Here is a 22,130-nt window from a genome sequence, read left to right as displayed (position 1 = left end):
TCTTGCGATGCAACGCCGGGTACCAGAGGTCCCGGTTGGAGAAAAACCGGCTTACCGGATTGTAGATGGTAATAGATGGGAACCACCCAGTTTTAAAAAAGACCATTATGAATGGAAAATGAATAGCGAACCGCCGACCGGAATTGGTTAGCCCATACAGGCTCATCGTCGCTGGGTGCGTGTTCGGCGTATGGCCGAAATCTTCCGCCAAATTTTTTTGCCATCCTTTTGCTTCAAATTGTGCCTTGCTCGTGATTTCCGCTTACAATTCGGATCGAGAGCTTACTAAATTTAAGGTTTTCGTGAATCACTGTCACCAAACGAGGTAATCCGATGTCCGCATCGACCCAGAATCCAGCCGAACAGTTGCAGCAAGCCGCCCTGGCGCTGGACGCCATCCAAAAGGCGCTTGATTACTCCCTGGCGGACGTGAAGGAACGCTCCCAGAAAGCCGATGGCAAAATTTCCGCCGCGTTGCTGGATCATCATCAACTGGTGAGCTATGACCTGTCATTATCCTGCGCGGAAGTGACCGGCGCGCGTTTCGCCCTGGACTACGCCAAACGGGCGCGCGAAGCCAGCGGCGCTCCAGCGGGCGAGTTGACTCTGGAAGAGCGCTGCGCCCTGCTGTTCAGCGCCGAAGCCCTTCATGCCGTCCGCAATCGACTGAGCGCCCGGACAGCCGACTTCGGGCTGAATGACGAGTGGTTGAAAGCCACAGTGGATCATACAACGGTGCGGCAATTTTGTCTGGCGCAGTTGACGGCGGAACGAGTGGCGGAGCTGGGTCAGCTCATGCGCGCTCAGGATGGCGTCACCGGCGCTTATTTGCTCGATGACCATCATGAAATGATGCGCGAAACCTTCCGCCGCGTCGCTGAGGAAGTGGTCATGCCTCTGGCCGAGGAGATTCATCGTCACGATTTGGACATTCCCGACGCCATTCTCGATCAGGTTAAGGAACTCGGTTGCTTCGGTATCTCCATTCCCGAACGCTTCGGCGGCATCCAGAGCGACGAGCAAGAAGATAACCTGGGCATGATCGTGGTGACCGAGGAACTGACCCGTGGTTCGCTGGGTGCAGCGGGCAGCCTGATTACCCGACCGGAAATTCTTTCCAAGGCGCTGCTCAAGGGCGGTACTGAGCAACAAAAATTGAAGTGGTTGCCGCAACTGGCGTCTGGCGAGGTACTGTGCGCGGTGGCGGTCACCGAACCGAATTATGGTTCCGATGTGGCGAATATGCGGCTGAAGGCGACCAAAACCGAGGGCGGTTGGTTGCTGAATGGCGCTAAGACTTGGTGTACCTTCGGTGGCAAGGCGGGCGTGTTGCTGATTCTGGCGCGCACTCATCCCGATCTATCCCTCGGCCATCGCGGTCTGTCCATGTTCCTGTTGGAAAAGCCGAGTACTCCCGGTCACGCCTTCGAGTTCAAGCAGGACGGCGGCGGGGTGTTGACCGGCAAGGCGATTTCGACCATCGGTTATCGCGGCATGCACTCCTTCGATCTGTTTTTCGATAACGTCTTTGTCCCTGAAGAGAACATGCTGGGCGGCCCGGCAGGCGAAGGCAAGGGTTTTTACTTCACGATGGCCGGATTTGCCGGCGGACGCATCCAGACCGCCGCCCGGGCCATCGGCATCATGCAGGCGGCCTACGAAAAGGCGCTCAGCTATTCGCAGGAGCGCATGGTGTTCGGCTATCCAATTGGCGACTACCAATTGACCCAAGTCAAGCTGGCGCGCATGGCGGCCTATCTGGCGGTCAGCCGGCAGTTCACTTACTCGGTGGGCCGGTTGATGGACAAAGGTGAAGGCGACATGGAAGCCAGCATGGTCAAGTTCTTCACCTGCAAGACTGCTGAATGGGTAACCCGCGAAGCCTTGCAAATTCATGGCGGCATGGGTTACGCCGAGGAAGTGCCGGTCAGCCGGTATTTCATTGATGCCCGCGTACTGTCGATCTTCGAGGGCGCTGAGGAGACGCTGGCGCTGAAGGTGATTACCCGTTCGCTGGTGGATAACGCTAAATCCAAGGCCGAAGTGGAGAAATAAGCCATGAGTTTTTCGATGCGATTAAGCGAACAGGCCGAGGTCGCCGGCGATGTAACGGTGAACCTGGAGTGGAAACGGCAACCGCAATACGGGCGCTATCTCGATGAGTTTGTGCCCGGCCAGGTGTTTGTTCATCCGCGCGGCTACACTTTCGAACGCGGGCCGATGCTCGATTTCGCCCGCGTATTCATGCAGTGCAACCCGTTGTATCTGAATCTGGAATACGCCAAGGCGCACGGCTTCCCCGATCTGCCGGCCAGCCCGCAAATGGTGTTCAACGTGGTGCTGTCGCTGGGCGTGCACAACGATTCGGAAAAAGCCATCGCCAATCTCGGCTATTACAACGTGCAGTTCCTGCGGCCCGTCTATCCGGGCGATACCCTGCGTGGTTACACCCAAGTGGTGGACCGCAAGGCGCGCGGCGAGGACAAGCCGGGCATCGTGCTGATTCGCACCCTGGGCGTGAACCAGCATCACCAGGTGGTGTTGCAGTACGAACGGAAGATCATGGTCGGCTATCGCGGCGACCGCCTGCCGACTACGCCCGCGCCGACCACGCCGGTCGAATTCCCGTGGGTCGAGCATCCCGTCGCGGAGCTGCCGATCAACGCCAGCGGTTATCCCACCCAGTTGACCGGCCCCAACACCTATTACGAGGACTTCTCCCTCGGTGATCTGATTGTCCACGCCAATGGCCGCACCATTACCGATGAGCACATGGCTTGGACTTATCTGGTGGGCAATACGCATCCCTTGCACTTCGACCGGGTGTACAGCACTGGCCTGTCGGGCAAGATGAGCGGCGAGCCGATTGTCTATGGCGGGCTGGTATTCGCCTGGTTGGAGGGTCTGGCCAGTCGCGATGTGAGCGAAAATGCATTGTGGGAACTCGGTTTCACCGAGGGCTACCACACGCAGCCGGCGGTTTCCGGAGACACAGTCGCGGCCATGTCGCGCGTCGTCGCAACCGAAACGCTGCCGAATAGCGACGCCGCTGGCATCGTGACTTTCCAGTTCATCGGCGTGAAGAACATCAGCGCCGCCGCCGCGCTGGAAACTTACGGCGCAGACCTGTTCGTCAAGGAGAACGATAAGCAGAAACTGAGTAAGGAGAAGATCAGTAGCAAGATCTTCGAGATCGAACGGCGGTTGTTGATTAAACGGCGTCCGGTGTGATGTGAGTAGAGTCCCTCCCTTGGAAGAGGGAGGGATATGGATGTCCGTATGGCGTTTGAATGGGATGCTAATAAAGCGGCAACGAATTTAGCAAAGCATAGTGTTTCGTTTGAGGAAGCTAAAACGGTTTTTGATGACCCGCTTTATGTTGATTTCTATGATCCCGATCATTCTGATGAAGAACATCGTTACGTCATGATTGGAACGTCGTTACAAGGCCGCTTATTATTGGTAGCTTATACAGAGCGTAGTGATGTTATTCGCTTAATTAGCGCCAGAGAGGCAACGCGAGCGGAGCGAAAAGTTTATGAGCAAGGTTGAATGCAATATGGAAGATGATCTTCGGCCAGAGTACGATCTCTACAGCCTGCGAGTCAGAAAAGTCGGACCAGGACGAAAGAGCTTTGGCGGATTAACTATTCATTTGGAGCCAGATGTTGCAGAAATCTTTCCGGACTCTGCATCGGTCAATGAAGCATTACGATTTCTTATTAGGATAACAGAAAGAGAAAAATCAGCACTGGCAACACATGAGCAACATGTTTGATAAGGAAAACAGAATCTCTGAGGTCGGAGCGGCGGTTGCTGATCAAACGGTAGCCGGTGTGAGGTGAGCAGACACTTATATCTGGTTACACGCTGATATCAAAAATACATGTGAAGTAGCTAAACATACAGGTGATTTAAGTAATAAATTTGATCTTTATCTTCGCCTTAATCAGTTTCATGAAAGAAGGGAACGAGGAACAAATGAGCCATTTATTGACTTGAGATTTGGACTTCGCATAACAGCTCAAGAACTTGAGCTTTTACGCTTAGCTAGGAAAATTTGTTCGCCGAGGCTATTTTAATGAATCTCAATATTGAATACGAACAGGAAGAAAACGGACGCTGGTTAGCGGAAGTCATTGGATTACCCGGTGTATTGGTTTATGGAGATACTCCAGATCAAGCGATGGTCAAAGCGGAAGCTTTGGCTTTGAGAGTATTGGCAGAAAATTGGAGCAGGAAGAAAGCCAACCCATGCCCATTAATATTTTTTCTGCGTTATCGTATGACCCGATGGTCATCAACAAAAGCAAGTCAGGTTCTTGCGGCGCTGACTGGCATCTGGCATCGGCTGGCAAATCAAGCGCCGGTCAGGTTCACATCGTACCCTCTCACGATCAGGATGGCCTGATTTCGTGTTTTCTTTTCATGATCGTGAGGAGACTGGTCCACATATGTTGACGCGAATCACAAAACATACTGGATTAAAGCCAGAAGATTTGTAATTTTAAGAACATATTGCAATGCCCTACAGCCACTTTTCCTTTGAACAAATCAAACTCCTTGGTATGAGGATAGAACATGATGCTGGTCTGTTTTCTGACGTAGAGAGCATGGCAGTTCCCGAACCATTCTACCGGGAAATGCAGGAAGACATTGTTCCACTGGCTTTATCGAACAATACTGAGAAGGCCCGATCAGAATTGATCATATCACCTGTACTACTGCAACTCAGAAAAATCGAGAATCGGAGGATCAGTTTGTTTTCCGGGATTGACTTTAATGTCGACGAAGAGAAAGGTCTGAAAGGCGCTTGTGACTTCATTATCAGTTTGTCTGCTGAACAATTATTCCTGGATGCGCCAATTATTGCGGTGGTCGAGGCTAAAAAAGAAAACATGGTGCAAGGTATTCCCCAGTGTGTTGCTGAAATGAAAGCGGCGCAGATTTTCAATGAAAAAAAGAAAAATGGAATTGGTACTGTTTTCGGTGTGGTGACAACAGGAGTCCAATGGCAATTTTTAAAATTAGTTGATGACCTGATTTATCTTGACCTTGATCAGTATTACATTAAGGAGTTGGGAAAAATCCTGGGGATTTTTCACTTCATGTGTCATAGTTATGCTCGATTCTGATCAAGTTGTGCAGCATTACGACTACCAAGTAACATTCTCGTATTCGACCAGGAGAAGGCAAAACTACAAATTGCAAAAGTCATTTATGAAGACGAGGGCAAAGGTAGAAAGCACCCGGTCTACCGGTTCTATGATGGCGATAACGATTACGTGTGCGAGGTGCGCTACGGCAGTGGAACCGCCAACGCATTGCAGCGAGGACTTTGGACACATACCAAGAACGGTCTCAAATATTTTGATAGCGTTACAAATGGCTGGATCAATTATGCTCATAATAAGGTTCTGGTGAGTTTTTTCTCCCATGCCCTTGTCGCTACATCAACGGGTCACGAGGCGGCAATGGAAGAGTTGAAGAAAGATGTAGAACAACAGAAAAAGCGGTCGACGCTAAGGTAAGTATGGAAACACTCGCGCTATTCGATGACATCGTTGTTAATACGCCGTCCACTAACGGCATCAAATATGCCGGTTCAAAGCAAAAGCTCTTGCCATATATACTCGCGTTAGTAAGGAAGGTAAGGCCACAAACAGTCATAGATGGTTTTTCGGGGACTACCCGCGTTTCTCAAGCACTCTCACAATCAGGATACACCGTAATTGCCAATGACTTATCAGTGTGGTCAGAAGTATTCGCTAAGTGCTACCTCCTCAACGAGTATCCCGAATCACATTACAGACCAATAATTGATCACCTGAATAATTTTCCACCCATGGATGGCTGGTTTACTGAATACTATGGTGGAGACCCGAATGATGGAACGTCTGTTGGAAGTGATGGGCTAAAGAAACCATGGCAAAAGCACAATACACGTCGCCTTGATGCTATTCGTAATGAGATTGACCATCTCGGAATTTCGAGTATTGAGAAGTCGGTCTTGCTAACGAGCTTGATTTACGCGCTCGACGAAGTCGACAGCACACTGGGTCATTTTGCTTCGTATCTTAACGAATGGTCTCCGCGTTCATACAAGCAAATGCGTCTTAAAGTACCTGCGTTGTTGCCCCGAAACGCGCCCCATCGAGTTTATAGAAAAGACATTTTTGATCTTCTGCCCACTGTAGAGGCCGATCTCGCCTATTTTGATCCACCCTACGGTTCAAATAATGAAAAGATGCCACCATCGCGTGTTAGGTATGCTGCTTATTATCATCTTTGGACGACAGTTTGTCTGAATGACAAGCCGGATATTTTTGGAAAAGCCAAACGTCGCTCTGATACATCCGATGTTACCGCAGCTTCAGTATTCGAGGAGTTTCGATGCAACAGCCATGGACGACTCATAGCTGTCGATGCCATACGAAGATCACTGGAAGAGGTTAACGCAAAATACGTTCTACTCTCCTATAGCTCCGGAGGCCGAGCAACAGCAGAGCAGCTTAATGAGGTAATTGCAGAAAATGGCAAGTTAATTGAAGTTGCGGAAATTGACTACCGGAGAAATGTGATGGCCGGTATGCGATGGACTAATGAATGGGTAAGAGATGCAGAACTGCCAAATCGTGAGTTTCTGTTTCTGGTTGAAAAGAACAAGTGTCATAGCCAAGCTAATTAAACTTAATGATAGCCAGTAAAATGTACCTATGTCCTACAGCGACTTTGATTTAAAAAAAGTTAAATCAGCGTTCAATCTTGATATTATTGAGCATGAGAGTTTATTCTCCAACGCTGAAGATATCGAGATTAGTGATTCCCTGTCTGAAATATTGAAACAAAACGTCCCCCTTGCCTTGGCGATTGGCACTGAAAAAGCCTGTTCTGAATTGATTATTATTAATATTCTGCTGGAACTTAAAAGGAAATTGAACATCAGTTTCTTCTCAGGAATCGATTTTAATGTTGATAAGGAAAAAGGATTGAACGGCTATTGTGACTTTATTCTCAGCAAGTCTTCTGAACAGTTATTCCTCGATGTGCCGGTTATTGCTGTGGTCGAAGCCAAAAACGAAAGAATTGTCGGTGGGTTGGGCCAATGCATTGCCGAAATGATCGCCGCCAGAATCTATAACCAGCAGGAAGGTCGGATTATGTCCTCTATTTATGGCGCTGTCACGACCGGACATGCCTGGAAGTTCCTGAAATTGCAGGAGCAGGTCGTTTATATCGATATTGAAGACTACTATATTAAGAATCCTCAGAAAATTATTGGAATATTGATGGATATGATTGAAACTTCAACAGCAGCAATAAGCGAGATCAAATAATGGCTTTCAGTGACTATAAGGGTATTTCGCAAGTTCAAGCTGAATTCCTGATCAAATACCAGGAAGAAAGCTTTATCGCCCCGCAAGAATACGATATTCCCAAAACATTTATTGAAGAATTTACATTTAATCAAAAGAATCTGGATGTCTTTTCATCGGAAGCATCCCGCTGTGAAATCATTATTTTTCCAATCTTGAGGGAAGTTTACAAAAAATATTATCAAAAGATTTCATTATGGGTGCAAAAGCCAATCACTTACAATGAAAAGCTTAATGGAACTCCTGACTATATGATTTCCAAAAGGTCCGAATTGGGAAAGACTTTTCTCGAATCACCATTACTCATCATCGCCGAAGCGAAGAAAAATGATTTCGAGCAAGGCTGGGGACAATGCCTGGCTGAACTGGTTACAGCAAAAAATATGAATTCGGACTCCAATCTACCGGTTTATGGCATCGTGACTGATGGAAAATTATGGGAATTCGGCAGGTTAATTGAAAGTGTCTTCACGAAGAACACAATTGGCTTTACCATAGACGAATTGGCCAAACTATTTGGTGCATTAGACTTCGTTTTCCAACATGCCATTAGCAACGAGTAGCACTCCTGTATTCCCTCAAACGCAAACCCCACACCACAATCCACTATAAGAGGCGCCCATGACCACTCCCACTAAACGCGACAAACCCTGGCTGATGCGGACCTACTCCGGCCACTCCTCCGCCAAGGCGTCCAATGAACTCTACCGCACCAATCTTAGTAAAGGACAGACCGGTTTATCGGTCGCCTTCGACCTGCCCACCCAGACCGGTTATGACGCTGATCATCCCCTGGCGCGGGGCGAAGTCGGCAAAGTGGGCGTACCCATCTGCAATATCGGCGATATGGAAGCGCTGTTCGATCAAATCCCGCTGGGGCAGATGAATACCTCGATGACGATTAACGCTACCGCTGCCTGGCTGTTGTCGTTGTACGTCGCGGTTGCTGAACGGCAGGGGGCCAAACCCGCGCAACTGCAAGGCACCACCCAGAACGACATCCTCAAGGAATACCTGTCGCGCGGCACCTATATCTTTCCGCCTCAACCTTCAGTTCGCCTGATCACCGACATCATCGCCTACACGGTCAAAAACATCCCCAAGTGGAACCCGATCAACATTTGCAGCTATCACTTGCAGGAAGCTGGGGCAACCCCGACCCAGGAACTGGCCTACGCACTGTCCACCGCTACTGCCATACTCGATGCGGTGCGCGACTCCGGGCAAATCGGCGCGGAAGGTTTTGAACAAGTCGTCGGGCGGATTTCCTTCTTCGTCAACGCCGGTATCCGCTTTATTGAGGAAACCTGCAAGATGCGGGCGTTCGGCGAGATGTGGGACCAACTGGCCCGGGAACGCTATGATGCACAAAGCGAGGACATGCGCCGCTTCCGCTATGGGGTACAGGTTAATTCACTCGGCCTGACTGAAGCGCAGCCGGAAAATAATGTGCAGCGCATCGTGCTGGAAATGCTCGGCGTCAGTCTGTCCAAGAAGGCCCGCGCTCGCGCCATTCAGCTCCCCGCCTGGAACGAGGCGCTTGGGCTGCCGCGTCCCTGGGATCAGCAATGGGCGCTGCGCATGCAGCAGGTGCTGGCCTTTGAAACCGACTTGCTGGAGTACGGCGACATTTTCGACGGTTCGCCGGTGATCGCCGCCAAGGTCAAGGTGCTGGTCGATGGCGCGACCGAGGAAATGGCCCGGGTGCAGGAACAAGGCGGCATGGTGCAAGCCATCGAATCCGGTTACGTCAAACGGCAACTGGTGACCAGCCACACCGAACGGATGCGGGCGATTGAACGCGGCGATCTGAAGATCATCGGTCTGAACTGCTACCAGGAAACCGAAGTTTCCCCGCTGACCGGCGGCGTTGATAGCGGCATTATGAAAGTCGATCCGCGCGCCGAACGGGAACAGATCGAACGGCTGAATGCCTTCCGCGCCCAGCGCAATAACACCGAGGTCAAAGCGGCGCTGGCCAATCTGGCCGAGACCGCGCGCGGTGGGGCGAACATCATGCCGGCGTCGATTCTATGTGCGCATGCCGGAGTGACCACCGGTGAATGGTCGCAAACCTTGCGTGACATCTTCGGCGAATACCGCGCCCCGACTGGCATCGACATTCCCGCCAACGATGACAGCCGTGGTGCGAAGGCTGTTGCGATTCGTACCGAAGTCGTCAAGACCGGCAATGAGCTGGGTCGCCCCTTGCGCCTGCTGATCGGCAAACCGGGCCTGGATGGCCACAGCAACGGCGCGGAACAGATTGCCGTCAAGGGCCGTGATGTTGGTTTTGAAATCGTCTATGAAGGCATCCGTCTGACCCCGGAACAGATCGCCAAGGCGGCGCTGGAAGAAGGCGTGCATCTGATCGGTTTATCAGTGCTGTCTGGCAGTCACGTCGAAATGGTTGAAGATGTGTTCAACCAGTTGAGCCAGGTCGGCTTGAAAAACCTGCCGGTGGTCATCGGCGGGATCATCCCGGAAAGCGACGCCAAGTTGCTTAAAGAACATGGCATTTCAGCCGTTTATACGCCCAAGGATATCGACATGAACGGGATCATGGTGGATATTCTCAACCTGATTCGTAAGAACCACGACTTGCAACCGGTTGCGGTGGCATGATCGGAACAGCGCTTCCCGATCCGGCGGAACTGGCGACCGCCGTCAGCGCCCGTGATCGGCTGGCGCTGGCCCGGGCGCTGAATCTGCTCGACGACCGGCGACCGGCGGCCCGGCAATGTGCAGCGGCGTTTCTGGACGCCTTGCCCGCTGGAAAACTGGCGACCGGCAGTCACCTGATCGGCATCACCGGCCCACCGGGCGCAGGCAAATCCTCGCTGACCGCCGCGCTGATTCAGGTCTGGCGACGGCGGGGATTAAAAGTCGCCATCCTGGCCGTGGACCCATCCAGTCCGATCAGTGGCGGCGCCTTGCTGGGTGACCGGTTGCGCATGCACGCCAGCGGTGCGGACAAAGAGGTGTTCATTCGCTCGCTGGCCTGTCGCGGCGAATTTGGCGGCCTGAGCGCCGAAGTCTGGCCGATGAGCCTGGCCATGCTGGCGGCGTTCGACATTGTGCTGGTGGAAACGGTGGGCGTTGGGCAGAAGGAAATCGATGTTTCCAAAATGACCGACACCACTTGCTTCGTTGCCCAACCGGCGTCCGGCGACAGCATCCAGTTCCTGAAGGCGGGGATTATGGAGATTCCCCACGTGATCGTCGTCAATAAGGAAGACATCGGCATGGCGGCGCGTAAAACCCTGTCCGAACTCAAAACGACGCTGGGCCGGCGCACCGACAGCGATGGTTGGCAAGCTCCGGCGTTGTCCGCCAGCGCGGCGTTGGGTAGTGGCATCGAAGCGCTGGCCGATGCGCTGGACAGTCACCGGACGTGGTTACTGGAACGGGGGCAATTCGCCGCCCGCCGCCAGCGCTGTCAGGCGGAATGGTTGGTCAAGCACTTGCGCGAGGAATTTGGACGTTACGGAATCCGTCGATTGGGCGGCGAAGACGCCTTGTTCGCGGAACTGATTCGCGCCCCGCGCCGTTCGCCCATTGCCGCCTATGAAGACTTGCGCGCCCGCGTTATCCCTGATTTCTAATCGCGAGTTCCTGATCCCTAAACAAACAACCCCAACAGAGAGGAATGCAGCAAAATGGCTAAAGAACTCTATAACCTCGGTGAAATGCCTCCCCTGGGCGTCGTCCCCCCAAAAATGCATGCCTGGCTGATCCGTGCGGAACGCTTCGGCAAGCCGACGGAAGCGTTTCAACAGGAAGTGGTCAATACCCCATCCATCGCTGATGATGAGGTGCTCGTCTATGTGATGGCCGCTGGCATCAATTACAACAACGTTTGGGCCGGGTTGGGTATTCCAGTCAACGTGATCGGCGCGCGCAACAAGGCGGGTGAACCGGAAGATTTCCATATCGGCGGCAGCGACGCCTCCGGTATCGTGTACAAAGTTGGCAAAGATGTCACCAACGTCAAAGTCGGTGATGAAGTCGTCATGCATTGCGGGCAGTGGAACCGTAATTGCCCCTGGGTCAAGGGCGGCGGCGATCCCATGTATTCGCCGAGTTTCCGCATTTGGGGTTATGAGACCAATTGGGGTAGCTTTGCCCAGTTCACCAAAGTGCAGGCGCATCAATGCATGCCCAAACCCAAGCACATGACTTGGGAAGGCTCTGCCGCGTATACACTGGTAGCTGCTACAGCCTGGCGGATGTTACATGGATGGGATACTCACGCTGTCAAAAAAGGGGATGTGGTTCTGGTCTGGGGCGGCGCTGGCGGACTCGGTTCGATGGCGATCCAGATTGTCAAGGCGGCGGGCGCGACGCCGATTGCTATGGTCTCCGGCGAAGACAAGTTCGACTACTGTACGAAATTGGGCGCGAAAGGCTGCATTAATCGCAACGAGTTCGACCACTGGGGCATGTTGCCGCACTGGAAAGATAACGTCGGCTACGCCAAGTGGATGAAGGGCGTGCGGGCGTTCGGCGCGAAAATCTGGGAAGTCCTGGGCGAGAAGCGCGCGCCGAACATCGTGTTCGAACACCCCGGCGAAACCACCATTCCGACCTCGATCTTTGTGTGCGACACCGGCGGTATGGTGGTGGTCTGCGCGGGCACCACTGGCTATAACGCCACCGTTGATCTGCGCTATCTATGGATGAGGCAAAAGCGCTTGCAAGGCTCGCATTTCGCCAACGCTGAACAATCCAACCAGATGAACGAACTGGCTCTGCGTGGTCTTCTCGATCCCTGCCTGTCGCGGGCATTTACCTATGAAGAGCTGCCAGTTGCCCATCAACTCATGCATGATAACAAGCATCCGCATGGCAACATGGCGGTGCTGATCGGCGCCACCGAATTTGGTCAGGGGGCCAGCGGCAAACCACCGGTCGCTACTATACATCCGACTCTGCCCCAGGGCGACGTGCATACCACCCCGCATCCTTATCCGATGTCCGAACCGCTGCCCAGTGTGGCCCAGGCTGAGGCCATCACCATTACTGACGATGGCACCAAGGTGAAAGACCTCATGCATCGCGGCATCATTTCCTGCACGCCGGACGACACGGTGGGCACGGTGGCCAAGATTATGGTCAACAAGGAAATTCATGCGGTGGTGGTCATGGACGCCAGCGGCAAGGCCATTGGTGTGGTGTCGCAAACTGACATGGTGCTGGCGCGGCAGGGCCGCACGGCGGACGAGGCCCGCACGCTATTGGCGAAGGATATCATGACCCCCGGTTGCGCGACGTGCGACGCCGACATGCTGTTGAGCGACGCGGTCAGCCTGATGACCGGGCGGCGCATGCATCGCCTGGTGGTCACTGAAAATGATCAGCCCACCGGCGTCATCTCCATGACCGATGTGGTGCGCAAAATCATCGGCGAGTAATCCACGCGCGATCAAACCATCCTAGCGCTTTGCGTCACCCCCTCCTTGCTCAAGGAGGGGGATATTCAAGACTGCCTTTTCTGCTTTGAATAGCAAAAAAGAGCCTATACACAAGGGTTAATCAGCCCTGAAACGATGGAGAACGTCTCACCATGAAGGCCATCGTCTGTCATGAACTCACTGGCGCTGCCGCGCTACGTTTCGAGGAAGTCTCCGTCCCGCAACCGGGTCCTGGCCAAGTCCGTTTACAAGTTCGGGCTTGTGGCGTCAATTTCGCTGATAGCCTGATTACCCGGGGCCAGTATCAGAAACAGCCGCAGCCGCCTTTTAGTCCCGGTTTTGAAGTATCCGGCGAAGTGCTGGAAGTCGGTATCGGCGTCGAAGGCATCGCAATTGGCGACCGGATGATCGCGATTACTCCCTATGGCGGTTATGCTGAACAAGTCGTGGTCAATATTGAGCGCTGTGTGCCGATGCCACAGAGGATGTCCTGGGAACATGGCGCGGCGTTTCCCGTCGTGTTTGGCACTTCGCATGTCGCCTTGTGGCATCGCGCGCGGTTGCAGGCTGGCGAGATTCTGGTCGTGCATGGCGCGTCCGGCGGCGTGGGTTTAACTGCTGTGGCTATTGGCAAGAAGTTAGGTGCAACGGTGATCGCAACCGCCAGCAGTCCGGAAAAACTCGCAGTCGCGCAAAAGCATGGCGCGGATCATCTGATCGATGTCTCCACCGAGGATGTGCGTTTGCGGATCAAGGAGTTGACAGACAGTCGCGGTGCGGACGTGGTCTATGATCCCGTGGGCGGTGAACTGTTCACTGCATCCCTGCGCAGTATCGCTTGCGAGGGGCGTATTCTGGTCATTGGTTTCGCCGGCGGAACCGTGCCGCAAATTCCCGCCAATCACCTGCTGGTCAAAAACGTGGACGTCATTGGCGTCAATTGGCCGGCCTATGCGGAACTGCATCCACAGGTTATGACCGAGAGCTTCCGCACGTTGCTGCAATGGTATGTAGACGGCGCTATTCAGCCGCACATATCAGCGACCTATCCCCTGGAACAGGGTGTTGAGGCGCTGAATCAGGTTATTACCCGCAAGTCAACCGGGAAGGTAGTGATTACAGTGGGGAATGGCGAATAGTGAGTGACAAGTGGCCCAATTGACGATTCAGCATCTGGGACGATTGACCCGAATTATCGCGCACGGCGGCGATGCGCAATTCAAAAAATTGCGCAATGCTCTACTATTGAAAAATTTTGTGGTTGCCGCCGAACATGAAAATCGTCTTGAATTGCGTCGGCGAGCGTATCTGTTGCAGGATGACTGGCCGATACAGGTCAGTATCCGCCGTAATGGCTCTGAGTTTGAAATTGACTACTACCTGTCCATTCCCTGGGGCTGGATTGCAGGACTGACATTTCTCACTTGGGTCGCATTGCCCTTTGCGGGTTTCCAGAACGCTGGTCTGGCGTTCGTATTGGCGTTGCTGGTTGCAGCACTGGCCATCTATAAGCAGAAATTCGATTGCCGACCTGATGCCGGCTTTTGGCAACAACGTCCCCGGCAACACTGGGGCGAAATGATGGAGCGATTGGTTCGCGAGGCTTTCGATCGTTCGTAATAAAATAAAGTTATAAATTTATCGTTAAAAAATACTTTATTTGCATATCTTGGCAATGTAAGTTGTATTCAATCGGTTTGCCGATTTTCTCCACCCTATTTCGAGGGGAGAGATATAGAGTGCGCTAGCGGATTTTCAGGCGGAGACCAAAGACAATGTATCAGTATGATTATTATGATCAAATCCTGGTTGACGAGCGCGTAGCCCAATACCGTGGCCAAGTGCAGCGCTACCTGGCTGGCGAATTGAGCGACGATGAATTCCGCCCGTTGCGCCTGATGAATGGCCTCTATCTGCAACGCCATGCACCGATGCTGCGAGTCGCCATTCCCTACGGCCTGCTGTCTTCCCGGCAAATGCGGACGCTCGCTTACATCGCCCGCCGCTACGATAAAGGTTTCGGCCATTTCACCACGCGCCAGAATATCCAGTATAACTGGCCAAAGCTTGAGGAAACTCCAGACATTCTCGCCGAGCTGGCCCAAGTGCAGATGCACGCCATCCAGACCAGCGGCAACTGCATTCGCAATGTCACCGCCGATCACTTAGCCGGCGTTGCGCCGGATGAAATCGAAGATCCACGTATTTACTGCGAAATCATCCGCCAGTGGTCCACCTTTCACCCGGAATTCTCCTACCTGCCGCGCAAGTTCAAGATCGCTGTAACCGGGGCCGCCCGTGACCGCGCCGCCGCGCAGGTTCACGATATCGGTCTGAACCTGGCGCGCGACACAGAAGGACAGATCGGCTTCCGGGTACTGGTCGGGGGCGGTCTGGGACGGACGCCGCTGATCGGTCAGGTCATCCGTGAATTCCTGCCCCAACGCGACCTGCTGACCTACCTGGAAGCGATCCTGCGGGTCTATAATCTGCATGGCCGCCGCGACAACATTTACAAGGCGCGCATCAAAATCCTGGTCAAGGCGCTGGGCGCAGAAAAGTTTCGCGAACAGGTCGAAGCCGAGTGGGAACATATCAGAAACTCCGGACTCGCGTTGGACCCAACTGAAGTGGAGCGGGTGCGCCGCTACTTCACTTCGCCCGCCTATGAGACTACCGCCGCTGATGACGCAAGTTTCGATCAATGGCTCAAGGCTGACTCAGCGTTTTCTACCTGGGTCAAGCACAATATCGCTCCCCACAAGATCGCCGGTTATCGCAATGTCTTTCTGGCGCTGAAGGAACCAGGTGCGCCACCGGGCGATATCAGCGCCGATCAAATGGACGCGGTGGCCGATCTCGCCGACCGCTACAGTTTCGGCATGATTCGCTCCACCCATCACCAGAATCTGCTGCTGACCGACGTGCGCCAAGCGGACCTTTACCCCCTGTGGCAGGCGCTCAAGAGTTGGAAGCTCGCATCCCCAGTCATTGGCACTCTCGCCGACATGATATGTTGCCCCGGCCTGGATTTTTGCAGCCTGGCCAACGCTAGTTCGATTTCCATCGCGCGCCAGATCAACGAAAAGTTCGATCAACTCGATTATCTTTACGACCTCGGCGATCTTCGTCTGAATATGTCGGGCTGCATGAACGCCTGTGGTCATCACCATGTCGGCCATATCGGCATTCTGGGCGTCGACAAGAAAGGCGAGGAGTGGTACCAAATTTCGCTGGGCGGTTCATCGGAAAACGATGTGTCGCTGGGCGACATCCTCGGTCCCTCGGTGCCTAAAACGGAAGTTGCCAACACCCTGGAGCGCATTCTGCAGGTTTACGTGGAGCGGCGTGAAGACGGTGAGCGGTTTCTCGATACGTTCCGGCGCATCGGCTTGGAGCCATTCCGGGTGCGAGCCTATGCGCCGGGCAGCAAGGAAGCCAAACAGGAGGAGCAGCGTCATGCCGTCGGTTATTAAGCAGCAGCGCATCGTTGAGGATACCTGGCGGCATGTCGCCGACGATGCCGAATTACCCGCCGGTCCAGTCATCGTCTCTCTGGCCCGCTGGCAACGCGAGCAGGCTATCCTGCGGGAACGGGGTGAACCGGTCGGCGTGCGGTTGCCAAATACGATGGATGTTGCCGAACTGGCTAGCGATCTTCCGGATCTGGCGCTGGTAGCACTGGAATTTCCCAAATTCGCCGATGGCCGCGCCTATTCGCAAGCGCGATTACTTCGGGAACGGCATGGCTATCAGGGGGAAATCCGGGCGACTGGCGATGTGCTGCGCGACCAGTTATTTTTCATGGCCCGCAGTGGGTTTGACGCCTTCGAGCTGCGGGCGGACCGCAACCTGGAAGATGCGCTGGAAGCGTTCCAGGAGTTCAGTGAGCGCTACCAACCGGCTGCTGACGAGTCGTTGCCCCTGTATCGGCGGGGACGGTAAAGCCTGGATAGAGGCAAGCCCTGGATTTCGCTGCGTTTCATCCAGGCTACAAGACATCATTATTAGACTACTGTAAGTACCAATCCGCTGGAATCGGATCTTCCGGCATCTCCGAATCCGGGGAATTGCCGGACGATTGGGTCGGATCACCACCAATACTTACGACTACCGTTGTTACATTATCACTGGCGTCTCGCATTAACGCCAGATGAATGAATGCCTTAACCGCTTCCTGGCAATTATTGTTACTGTGCACCAGCAAACGGGCGATTTCCTCGTCGTTGACCGTCTTGTTCAAGCCATCGCTGCACAACAGGAAGATATCGCCGACCTGTAATTCATGGGTTACTTCATCGATCTGCAAATCATCGGATGAACCGACCGCGCGGGTGATCACATTGGCCAGGGGATGACGGTGGGCCTCTTCGGGAGACAGCAGGCCCTGATCAACCAGTTCCTGTACATGGCTATGGTCACGGGTCAATTGCTCAAGCTGACTGTCGCGCAATCGGTAAATACGGCTGTCACCCACCCACAGGCAGGCGCATTGATCCTCATGAGCCAGCAACACGACAACGGTGCTGCCGATCGTGCGGTGCTGATAGCGCTGGGCCGATTCCTCGCGCAAGCGCCGATTCACTTCATACAATGCCTCTCGCACCGAATGTAGAAAATCCGGCCAACTCGGTGGAGCCGGCGTTTGTTGCAAGGCTTCGACAATCATCTGGCTGGCGATATCGCCCGCCTCATGTCCTCCCATCCCATCGGCGACCGCCCACAGACCCAGTTCCGGCATAGCCAAGCAAGCATCTTCGTTGATCGCCCGCACCATGCCCACATGGCTGCGGCCCGCGGATGACCAGTGAAAAAGCGATTCGTTCATGATGACGCCTCCTCGGCGGCGGATGGCTCGTCCAGACCGGCGATGTCGGCGAGCGGTTTTTCATTCCAACCCCGTTGCCGCCAATCCCCGGCCAGCAACGCGGCAAATCCTTCAATCGGCGGTAATCCTTCACAAATTAGCAGGCAGCGGGCGATGCGGTCCGAACCTTCGGTCCACCACAAACTGGGGCGGGCAAACGCTCGCTGGAGCAGATGGCTGGCCAGCGCTGGCGTCGCATTCAGCCAGTTCTGTGATTCCGATAGTGAACAATGCCAAACCTTGCCAGTCACCGTAGCGTCTCCGGTCTGCGCAATGACCGGCAGCGCGCCCAGCTCGGCTACACGCCGGCTGAATCCTTCCAAATCCAGCGTATCCTGTTCAAGTCCATCCAACGCAATCCGTTCGGCTCCCTGGAACCAGGCGGTCCCGGCGCTCGGCACAGTCAATAATGGCCAGTCCGGCGTCAACGGCGCTGCAATCGTCAGCGGGTAGTGGCGATTCACCCGATCTACGCTCGGCATAAGCACGCCAGCATAGCTCCCTGGCCCACACACGCCGCCGCTCAAGGCGAACCGCCAGATGGGACTCGTGCAATAGCAGTCGAGCCAAGTTTCGGCCAACTGGTTGCGGCTATAGGCCATGGCACCCTGTAACCAGCCATCCCAGGGTTCAAGAAAGTTTCGCGGTAAATAGCGACCGATGAAGTCGCCCCGCCCAGGCAACTTGCCGAAAAAGCCCGCTGATAATGAGCCGGTTCCAGGCGTCAAAGCTGGTCGGGACACCGAAAACCCTCCAGTTCCCGCAAGCGAAAGGGATTCGCGTCGCCGCCGGGAATGCGTAATTCGTAAATCGCTTGCCGACCGCCTAACTGAAAGGCAACTCGGAACTGCCCGGTTCCGGTTGGCTGCACCTGCGCCTGGTCGAGGATCTTGAACCAGCCCCACGGACCGGTTTCCGTCAATTTCGATGGACCACCCCCCGGTAAAAATTCGATCTGAGCCTGACTGGATATGCCGGTCCAGCGCAAATCAGTCCCTTGCGCCGGCTGACCGGTGCGATAGGTGAGCGTTTGTCCTTCCAGGCCAATGACGACCTGACTGATATCGCGACTGGTCTCTACAGGAATCAGTTGAAAACGCACCGAAGGGGTTGAACTGTTTCCAGAGAACAGGGTGGCGCGCACGGCGGCGGCGCGTTGGAAAGCTTGCAGCGCTTCCGGGCTAATGCTTTGCTCCGGCCCGGTCGGGCCGCGCCAGGTCCAATTCCCCTGTGATGTGTCCACATAAGGCTTGAGCGATCGCTGGAAGAAAGTATCCATCAAACCGTTCGGGCCGAAAAAGCGACTGAACGCTGCCATTGCCGCATCAGGCGGTCCCTGGATCACCCGACTCGGGGCTGCGCCGACATCCGGGTTGACCCATTGAATCGTGTTGGTCGGCACCGCGCCGGTCGCGCCAGGCGCGCCGCCGCTCCATTGAATGGAACTGCGCGCTAATGGATAACGGCCTTTCAGGTTGTCCTGAAAAAAGGCGGCAACCTTGGCCACCTGCCATTGCGCGTTCAAGCGATCGCGCACGCTGCGCACCACGTCGGCGCTATCCTGCACCAGCTGGTTGAGTAACGTATTGAAAGGCGGCGGCTTGCGAGCGGCGTCCACTTGCGCCTGGTTGGCGACTGTTGAAAACTGATCCTTGAGATTTTGCGGAACGTTGCCATCAGGACTGGATTCCCGGGCGCGCGCGATCGCATTCATTTGGCTGTAGAGGTTCTCCAGCGCAGATAATGTCTTGTCCAGCGGAGGGATCGCGCCATCCGCGCCTTTGATTTCATTGGCGTACTGGGTGTTGAAGGCGATCAGGCGGGAATCGATCGCACAGGGTTGCAGGGTCGCCGCCCCGGCGTTTTTTGTCCCCTCGTCCAGGATGCCAGCGATACGCTGAGTCAACGACGTATCCTTGGATTGATCAGCGTCAGCGGGGGCAGCCGGGGGCTGAGCCAGGGCGGTTTCACGAACGACGGTTTCTATCAGGGTCCGTAATGGCGAGGCTGGCGCAGATAACACCTGCAAGATCTCCAGCGCCGTATTCAGGTCGTTGAACGGTTTGATTTGCACATCCGCGAGCAAACCTTGCCACTGTTGATAAAAATCGCCGAGATAAAGCCGGCAGATCTCGTCCACCAAGCGTTGCTGGTCAGCCGGATCGGTCGAGATTTGCAATGCTGAACCGAGAATCCAGCTTTCTCCGGACAGTTGCCCGACCAGCTTCGGACTGTCCTTGAGAAAAAAATCGTAGTAGCCCCGATAGGTGTACAGACCTGGCACTCCGCTATTCATGGGTTTTTCACTTTTTCGGTTGAAAACCCGGGGCGCATCGGGGCCGGCGGCGACGGTCAGACCGACTTCCGGCGGAACTTCCGGTCCGCGATAACTTTGCAGGCGCTGGTAGACGCGCTGCGACAAGGGAACCTGATTGAGCAGATTCCGGGTGTTCTGGATCAGTACGCTGTCCAGGGCGATCGGCGATTCCAGCGGCGCCTGCGCCAACAGAGCATCCAGATGCGCGGTTAATTGTTCGCGTTGTTCACGGGTAAAATTGCGCGGCAGGTTCGTTTGCCAATCCTGCTCCATCCAGTCCTTGACCGTTTTCGCATCGAAGCGCTCCGGATCGTCCATCATCAGGTAAACGGCCAGCGTATTGTAAAGATAGCCTGGATTATTCGTATTCTGACGCAGGCGATTTTCCATGAGCAACACAATGCGCGGTAGGAAGGCGCGGATCAATAACCGCTCGTAAATGAGGATCGCTTCGCCACCCAGCTTGTTGCCTTGGTAGAGGCCAAAGCCCATAAGCCAGGGCGTGCCGGCGTCGCGGTCGTCATACCCCCCAGGAATGGCGCGCGCCGCATTGAGCAGGGGCAGGGTGGCGGCGGGATCGCTTTGATCCGGGGACAGCGCCGCAATCTCCTTCTCCACAACCAGCCGCTGCTTTTCCACCGCCTGAATATACATCTCGTTGCGGGCATAACTGGTCAGCCAGAGCGCGGCGGCAATTACAGTGATCAGCAGGGCGGCGGCATACGCGCCGCGTTGAATCCACGCCCGCCAGCGCTCGACTTTCAAATTGGCGCCAGCGATTTCCGCCTCCGGGAAGATCACATCGCGCAGCAATCGGGTGATGAAATAACTGCGGCCCTTGCCGGAAAAGGTGCTCAGCGTTTGCCGGTTCAATCCAAAAGTGCTGGCCAGCGAACTCATCAGGCGGTCGATGGGCGTCCCTTCCTGGGTGCCGCTGGTAAAATACACACCGCGCAGCAGCACCCGTTCCTCATAACGGTTGGGGCGAAACACTTCCTTGAGGAAGCGGTCAGCCACCTGCCGCAACGAGCCGAACTGCTGCGGGAAGGTGTAAATCAGGTCGCGGCGTTGCGGGTCGCGTTCGTACTGCAGGCGCTCAACCAGCCGCTCGTTCAGGCGTTTTTCTAGCAACTCGAATTCGGCGCTGAAATGTTCAACCACGCCTTCCGGATCGGTCGGGTCATCCATGGGCAGGGTCATGCCCCAGACCTGGGCGCGCTCTTCCTGGCCCAGATCGTTGAAGAACTCGATGAAGCCGGCGATCAAGTCGGTCTTGGTGAATAGCACATAAATTGGGAAACGGATGCCGAAATGTTCGTGCAATTCCTGGATACGCTGCTTGATCGCCAGCGCCTGAGCCGCGCGCTCTTCCTCGCTTTGCTGAATGAGGTCGGACAGACTGATGGCGATGAACGCGCCATTAATAGGGCGTCGACGGCGGTGTTTCTTGAGCAGATCGAGAAAGCCGCGCCAGGCGGCGCGATCGACTTCCTCATGACTGTCCTGGGTGGTGTAGCGTCCGGCGGTATCTAGCATTACCGCTTCGTCGGTGAACCACCAGTCGCAGTTGCGGGTGCCGCCCACGCCGCGCACTTTGCCTGCCCCCAGCGGAAAACGGAGTCCAGAGTTGATCAGCGCAGTGGTCTTACCGGAACCCGGCGGGCCAATGATAATGTACCAGGGGAGTTGGTATAGATACTGGCCGCGCCCACTCTTGTTGCTCAGTCGAGCCTTCTTGAGGGTGGTCAACGCCTCATCCAGCCCTTCTTTAAGGGTGGAAATTTCTTCCGCCGAGGCAGCGTCTTCTTCTTTCTTGCGCTGCTGTGCGCGGATTTGCTCCTCGCGCGCTGCCGCCTGCGCGCCGCCGCTGGTCCCACCGGCCAAAGCGCCGGCCTGCCCGCCCGCCTGTCCAGCCAGATCGGCCAACATATTGCGGTTGGTGCGCAGGGTATTGATGTAATAAATCAATTGCGTCAGACCGTAGGCGCCGCCAACGGTCATGATGGTGAACACCCGGCCCAGATCCGACGATAGGGGAGTCTGGCCGGCGACGGCGATCAGTGGCCCGATGTACCAGATCAACGCGGCGATCGCCAGGAAGCCGGTAATGCCGATGAACCATTTGCTTTTGAAAAAATTCAGAAATTTTCTCATGA

18 protein-coding genes and 2 pseudogenes are annotated in these 22,130 nt (G+C 54.8%); 17 read left to right on the top strand and 3 right to left on the bottom strand.

What is annotated here, in order from left to right; translation table 11 throughout:
• Nucleotides 1-333: 333 nt before the first annotated feature.
• From H6973_00400 to H6973_00320, 17 genes and pseudogenes are all read left to right on the top strand, one after another.
• Nucleotides 334-2,055, top strand: a complete 1,722-nt coding sequence (locus H6973_00400) for an acyl-CoA dehydrogenase family protein (protein MCP5124129.1) — start codon at nucleotides 334-336, stop codon at nucleotides 2,053-2,055.
• Between the two features lie 3 nt (nucleotides 2,056-2,058).
• Nucleotides 2,059-3,231, top strand: coding sequence for a MaoC family dehydratase (locus H6973_00395; GenBank protein ID MCP5124128.1), 1,173 nt, complete (start codon nucleotides 2,059-2,061; stop codon nucleotides 3,229-3,231).
• Between the two features lie 48 nt (nucleotides 3,232-3,279).
• On the top strand, nucleotides 3,280-3,552 hold the full coding sequence (locus tag H6973_00390) for a BrnT family toxin (GenBank protein ID MCP5124127.1): 273 nt from the start codon (nucleotides 3,280-3,282) through the stop codon (nucleotides 3,550-3,552).
• 7 nt (nucleotides 3,553-3,559) lie between these two features.
• On the top strand, nucleotides 3,560-3,778 hold the full coding sequence (locus H6973_00385; GenBank protein ID MCP5124126.1) for a hypothetical protein: 219 nt from the start codon (nucleotides 3,560-3,562) through the stop codon (nucleotides 3,776-3,778).
• Nucleotides 3,779-4,081: 303 nt separating this feature from the next.
• Nucleotides 4,082-4,228: pseudogene (locus H6973_00380) on the top strand (type II toxin-antitoxin system HicB family antitoxin).
• Nucleotides 4,229-4,285: 57 nt separating this feature from the next.
• Nucleotides 4,286-4,505: pseudogene (locus H6973_00375) on the top strand (type II toxin-antitoxin system HicA family toxin).
• An 18-nt stretch (nucleotides 4,506-4,523) separates the two neighbouring features.
• The gene (locus tag H6973_00370) at nucleotides 4,524-5,135 is read left to right on the top strand and encodes a hypothetical protein (GenBank protein MCP5124125.1); all 612 of its coding nucleotides are present in this window, start codon (nucleotides 4,524-4,526) and stop codon (nucleotides 5,133-5,135) included.
• 398 nt (nucleotides 5,136-5,533) lie between these two features.
• The gene (locus tag H6973_00365; GenBank protein MCP5124124.1) at nucleotides 5,534-6,688 is read left to right on the top strand and encodes a DNA adenine methylase; all 1,155 of its coding nucleotides are present in this window, start codon (nucleotides 5,534-5,536) and stop codon (nucleotides 6,686-6,688) included.
• Between the two features lie 28 nt (nucleotides 6,689-6,716).
• The gene (locus tag H6973_00360) at nucleotides 6,717-7,337 is read left to right on the top strand and encodes a hypothetical protein (GenBank protein ID MCP5124123.1); all 621 of its coding nucleotides are present in this window, start codon (nucleotides 6,717-6,719) and stop codon (nucleotides 7,335-7,337) included.
• Nucleotides 7,337-7,939, top strand: coding sequence for a hypothetical protein (locus H6973_00355; protein ID MCP5124122.1), 603 nt, complete (start codon nucleotides 7,337-7,339; stop codon nucleotides 7,937-7,939). Before H6973_00360 ends, H6973_00355 begins: the two co-directional genes overlap by 1 nt.
• A 58-nt stretch (nucleotides 7,940-7,997) precedes the next feature.
• Entirely contained in the window at nucleotides 7,998-10,001 is a 2,004-nt protein-coding gene (locus tag H6973_00350; protein ID MCP5124121.1) for a protein meaA, read from the top strand.
• Nucleotides 9,998-10,981: a methylmalonyl Co-A mutase-associated GTPase MeaB gene (meaB, locus tag H6973_00345; protein MCP5124120.1), complete on the top strand. Its 984-nt coding sequence runs from the start codon at nucleotides 9,998-10,000 to the stop codon at nucleotides 10,979-10,981. Before H6973_00350 ends, meaB begins: the two co-directional genes overlap by 4 nt.
• Before the next feature lie 54 nt (nucleotides 10,982-11,035).
• Complete coding sequence (gene ccrA, locus H6973_00340) at nucleotides 11,036-12,790, top strand: crotonyl-CoA carboxylase/reductase (protein MCP5124119.1); 1,755 nt, start codon at nucleotides 11,036-11,038, stop codon at nucleotides 12,788-12,790.
• 152 nt (nucleotides 12,791-12,942) lie between these two features.
• Nucleotides 12,943-13,929, top strand: a complete 987-nt coding sequence (locus tag H6973_00335) for an NADPH:quinone oxidoreductase family protein (protein MCP5124118.1) — start codon at nucleotides 12,943-12,945, stop codon at nucleotides 13,927-13,929.
• A 10-nt stretch (nucleotides 13,930-13,939) separates the two neighbouring features.
• Nucleotides 13,940-14,410, top strand: a complete 471-nt coding sequence (locus H6973_00330; protein ID MCP5124117.1) for a hypothetical protein — start codon at nucleotides 13,940-13,942, stop codon at nucleotides 14,408-14,410.
• A gap of 155 nt (nucleotides 14,411-14,565) precedes the next feature.
• A complete protein-coding gene (locus H6973_00325) occupies nucleotides 14,566-16,266 on the top strand; it encodes a nitrite/sulfite reductase (protein ID MCP5124116.1) in 1,701 nt (566 codons plus the stop codon).
• A complete protein-coding gene (locus H6973_00320) occupies nucleotides 16,250-16,735 on the top strand; it encodes a DUF934 domain-containing protein (protein ID MCP5124115.1) in 486 nt (161 codons plus the stop codon). Before H6973_00325 ends, H6973_00320 begins: the two co-directional genes overlap by 17 nt.
• Nucleotides 16,736-16,802: 67 nt before the next feature.
• Here H6973_00320 and H6973_00315 read toward each other — a convergent pair whose 3' ends face one another.
• The 3 genes from H6973_00315 to tssM are packed head-to-tail and all read right to left on the bottom strand — an operon-like array spanning nucleotide 16,803 to nucleotide 22,128.
• Nucleotides 16,803-17,618 carry a serine/threonine-protein phosphatase gene (locus tag H6973_00315; protein ID MCP5124114.1) on the bottom strand — a complete coding sequence of 272 codons (816 nt, stop codon included), beginning with the start codon at nucleotides 17,616-17,618 and terminating at the stop codon, nucleotides 16,803-16,805.
• Nucleotides 17,615-18,400: a type VI secretion system-associated protein TagF gene (tagF, locus tag H6973_00310; GenBank protein MCP5124113.1), complete on the bottom strand. Its 786-nt coding sequence runs from the start codon at nucleotides 18,398-18,400 to the stop codon at nucleotides 17,615-17,617. The genes H6973_00315 and tagF overlap by 4 nt, the downstream gene beginning before the upstream one ends.
• Nucleotides 18,382-22,128, bottom strand: coding sequence for a type VI secretion system membrane subunit TssM (tssM, locus tag H6973_00305; protein MCP5124112.1), 3,747 nt, complete (start codon nucleotides 22,126-22,128; stop codon nucleotides 18,382-18,384). Before tssM ends, tagF begins: the two co-directional genes overlap by 19 nt.
• Nucleotides 22,129-22,130: the final 2 nt, after the last annotated feature.

The sequence above is a fragment of the Gammaproteobacteria bacterium genome (genome assembly GCA_024235095.1).
In the GTDB taxonomy this organism is placed as follows: domain Bacteria; phylum Pseudomonadota; class Gammaproteobacteria; order Competibacterales; family Competibacteraceae; genus UBA2383.
Note: the sequence above shows the minus strand (reverse complement) of the source record. Positions and strands in the feature narration are given on the sequence as shown.

Bases quoted from the DNA above. Each gene is read 5' to 3' on its own strand.
- tssM (MCP5124112.1), bottom strand. From the start codon at position 22,128: ATGAGAAAATTTCTGAATTTTTTCAAAAGCAAATGGTTCATCGGCATT.
- H6973_00390 (MCP5124127.1), top strand. From the start codon at position 3,280: ATGGCGTTTGAATGGGATGCTAATAAAGCGGCAACGAATTTAGCAAAG.
- H6973_00395 (MCP5124128.1), top strand. From the start codon at position 2,059: ATGAGTTTTTCGATGCGATTAAGCGAACAGGCCGAGGTCGCCGGCGAT.
- ccrA (MCP5124119.1), top strand. From the start codon at position 11,036: ATGGCTAAAGAACTCTATAACCTCGGTGAAATGCCTCCCCTGGGCGTC.
- H6973_00365 (MCP5124124.1), top strand. From the start codon at position 5,534: ATGGAAACACTCGCGCTATTCGATGACATCGTTGTTAATACGCCGTCC.
- H6973_00400 (MCP5124129.1), top strand. From the start codon at position 334: ATGTCCGCATCGACCCAGAATCCAGCCGAACAGTTGCAGCAAGCCGCC.
- H6973_00350 (MCP5124121.1), top strand. From the start codon at position 7,998: ATGACCACTCCCACTAAACGCGACAAACCCTGGCTGATGCGGACCTAC.
- H6973_00335 (MCP5124118.1), top strand. From the start codon at position 12,943: ATGAAGGCCATCGTCTGTCATGAACTCACTGGCGCTGCCGCGCTACGT.
- meaB (MCP5124120.1), top strand. From the start codon at position 9,998: ATGATCGGAACAGCGCTTCCCGATCCGGCGGAACTGGCGACCGCCGTC.
- H6973_00370 (MCP5124125.1), top strand. From the start codon at position 4,524: ATGCCCTACAGCCACTTTTCCTTTGAACAAATCAAACTCCTTGGTATG.
- H6973_00355 (MCP5124122.1), top strand. From the start codon at position 7,337: ATGGCTTTCAGTGACTATAAGGGTATTTCGCAAGTTCAAGCTGAATTC.
- H6973_00320 (MCP5124115.1), top strand. From the start codon at position 16,250: ATGCCGTCGGTTATTAAGCAGCAGCGCATCGTTGAGGATACCTGGCGG.
- H6973_00315 (MCP5124114.1), bottom strand. From the start codon at position 17,618: ATGAACGAATCGCTTTTTCACTGGTCATCCGCGGGCCGCAGCCATGTG.
- H6973_00325 (MCP5124116.1), top strand. From the start codon at position 14,566: ATGTATCAGTATGATTATTATGATCAAATCCTGGTTGACGAGCGCGTA.
- H6973_00360 (MCP5124123.1), top strand. From the start codon at position 6,717: ATGTCCTACAGCGACTTTGATTTAAAAAAAGTTAAATCAGCGTTCAAT.
- H6973_00385 (MCP5124126.1), top strand. From the start codon at position 3,560: ATGGAAGATGATCTTCGGCCAGAGTACGATCTCTACAGCCTGCGAGTC.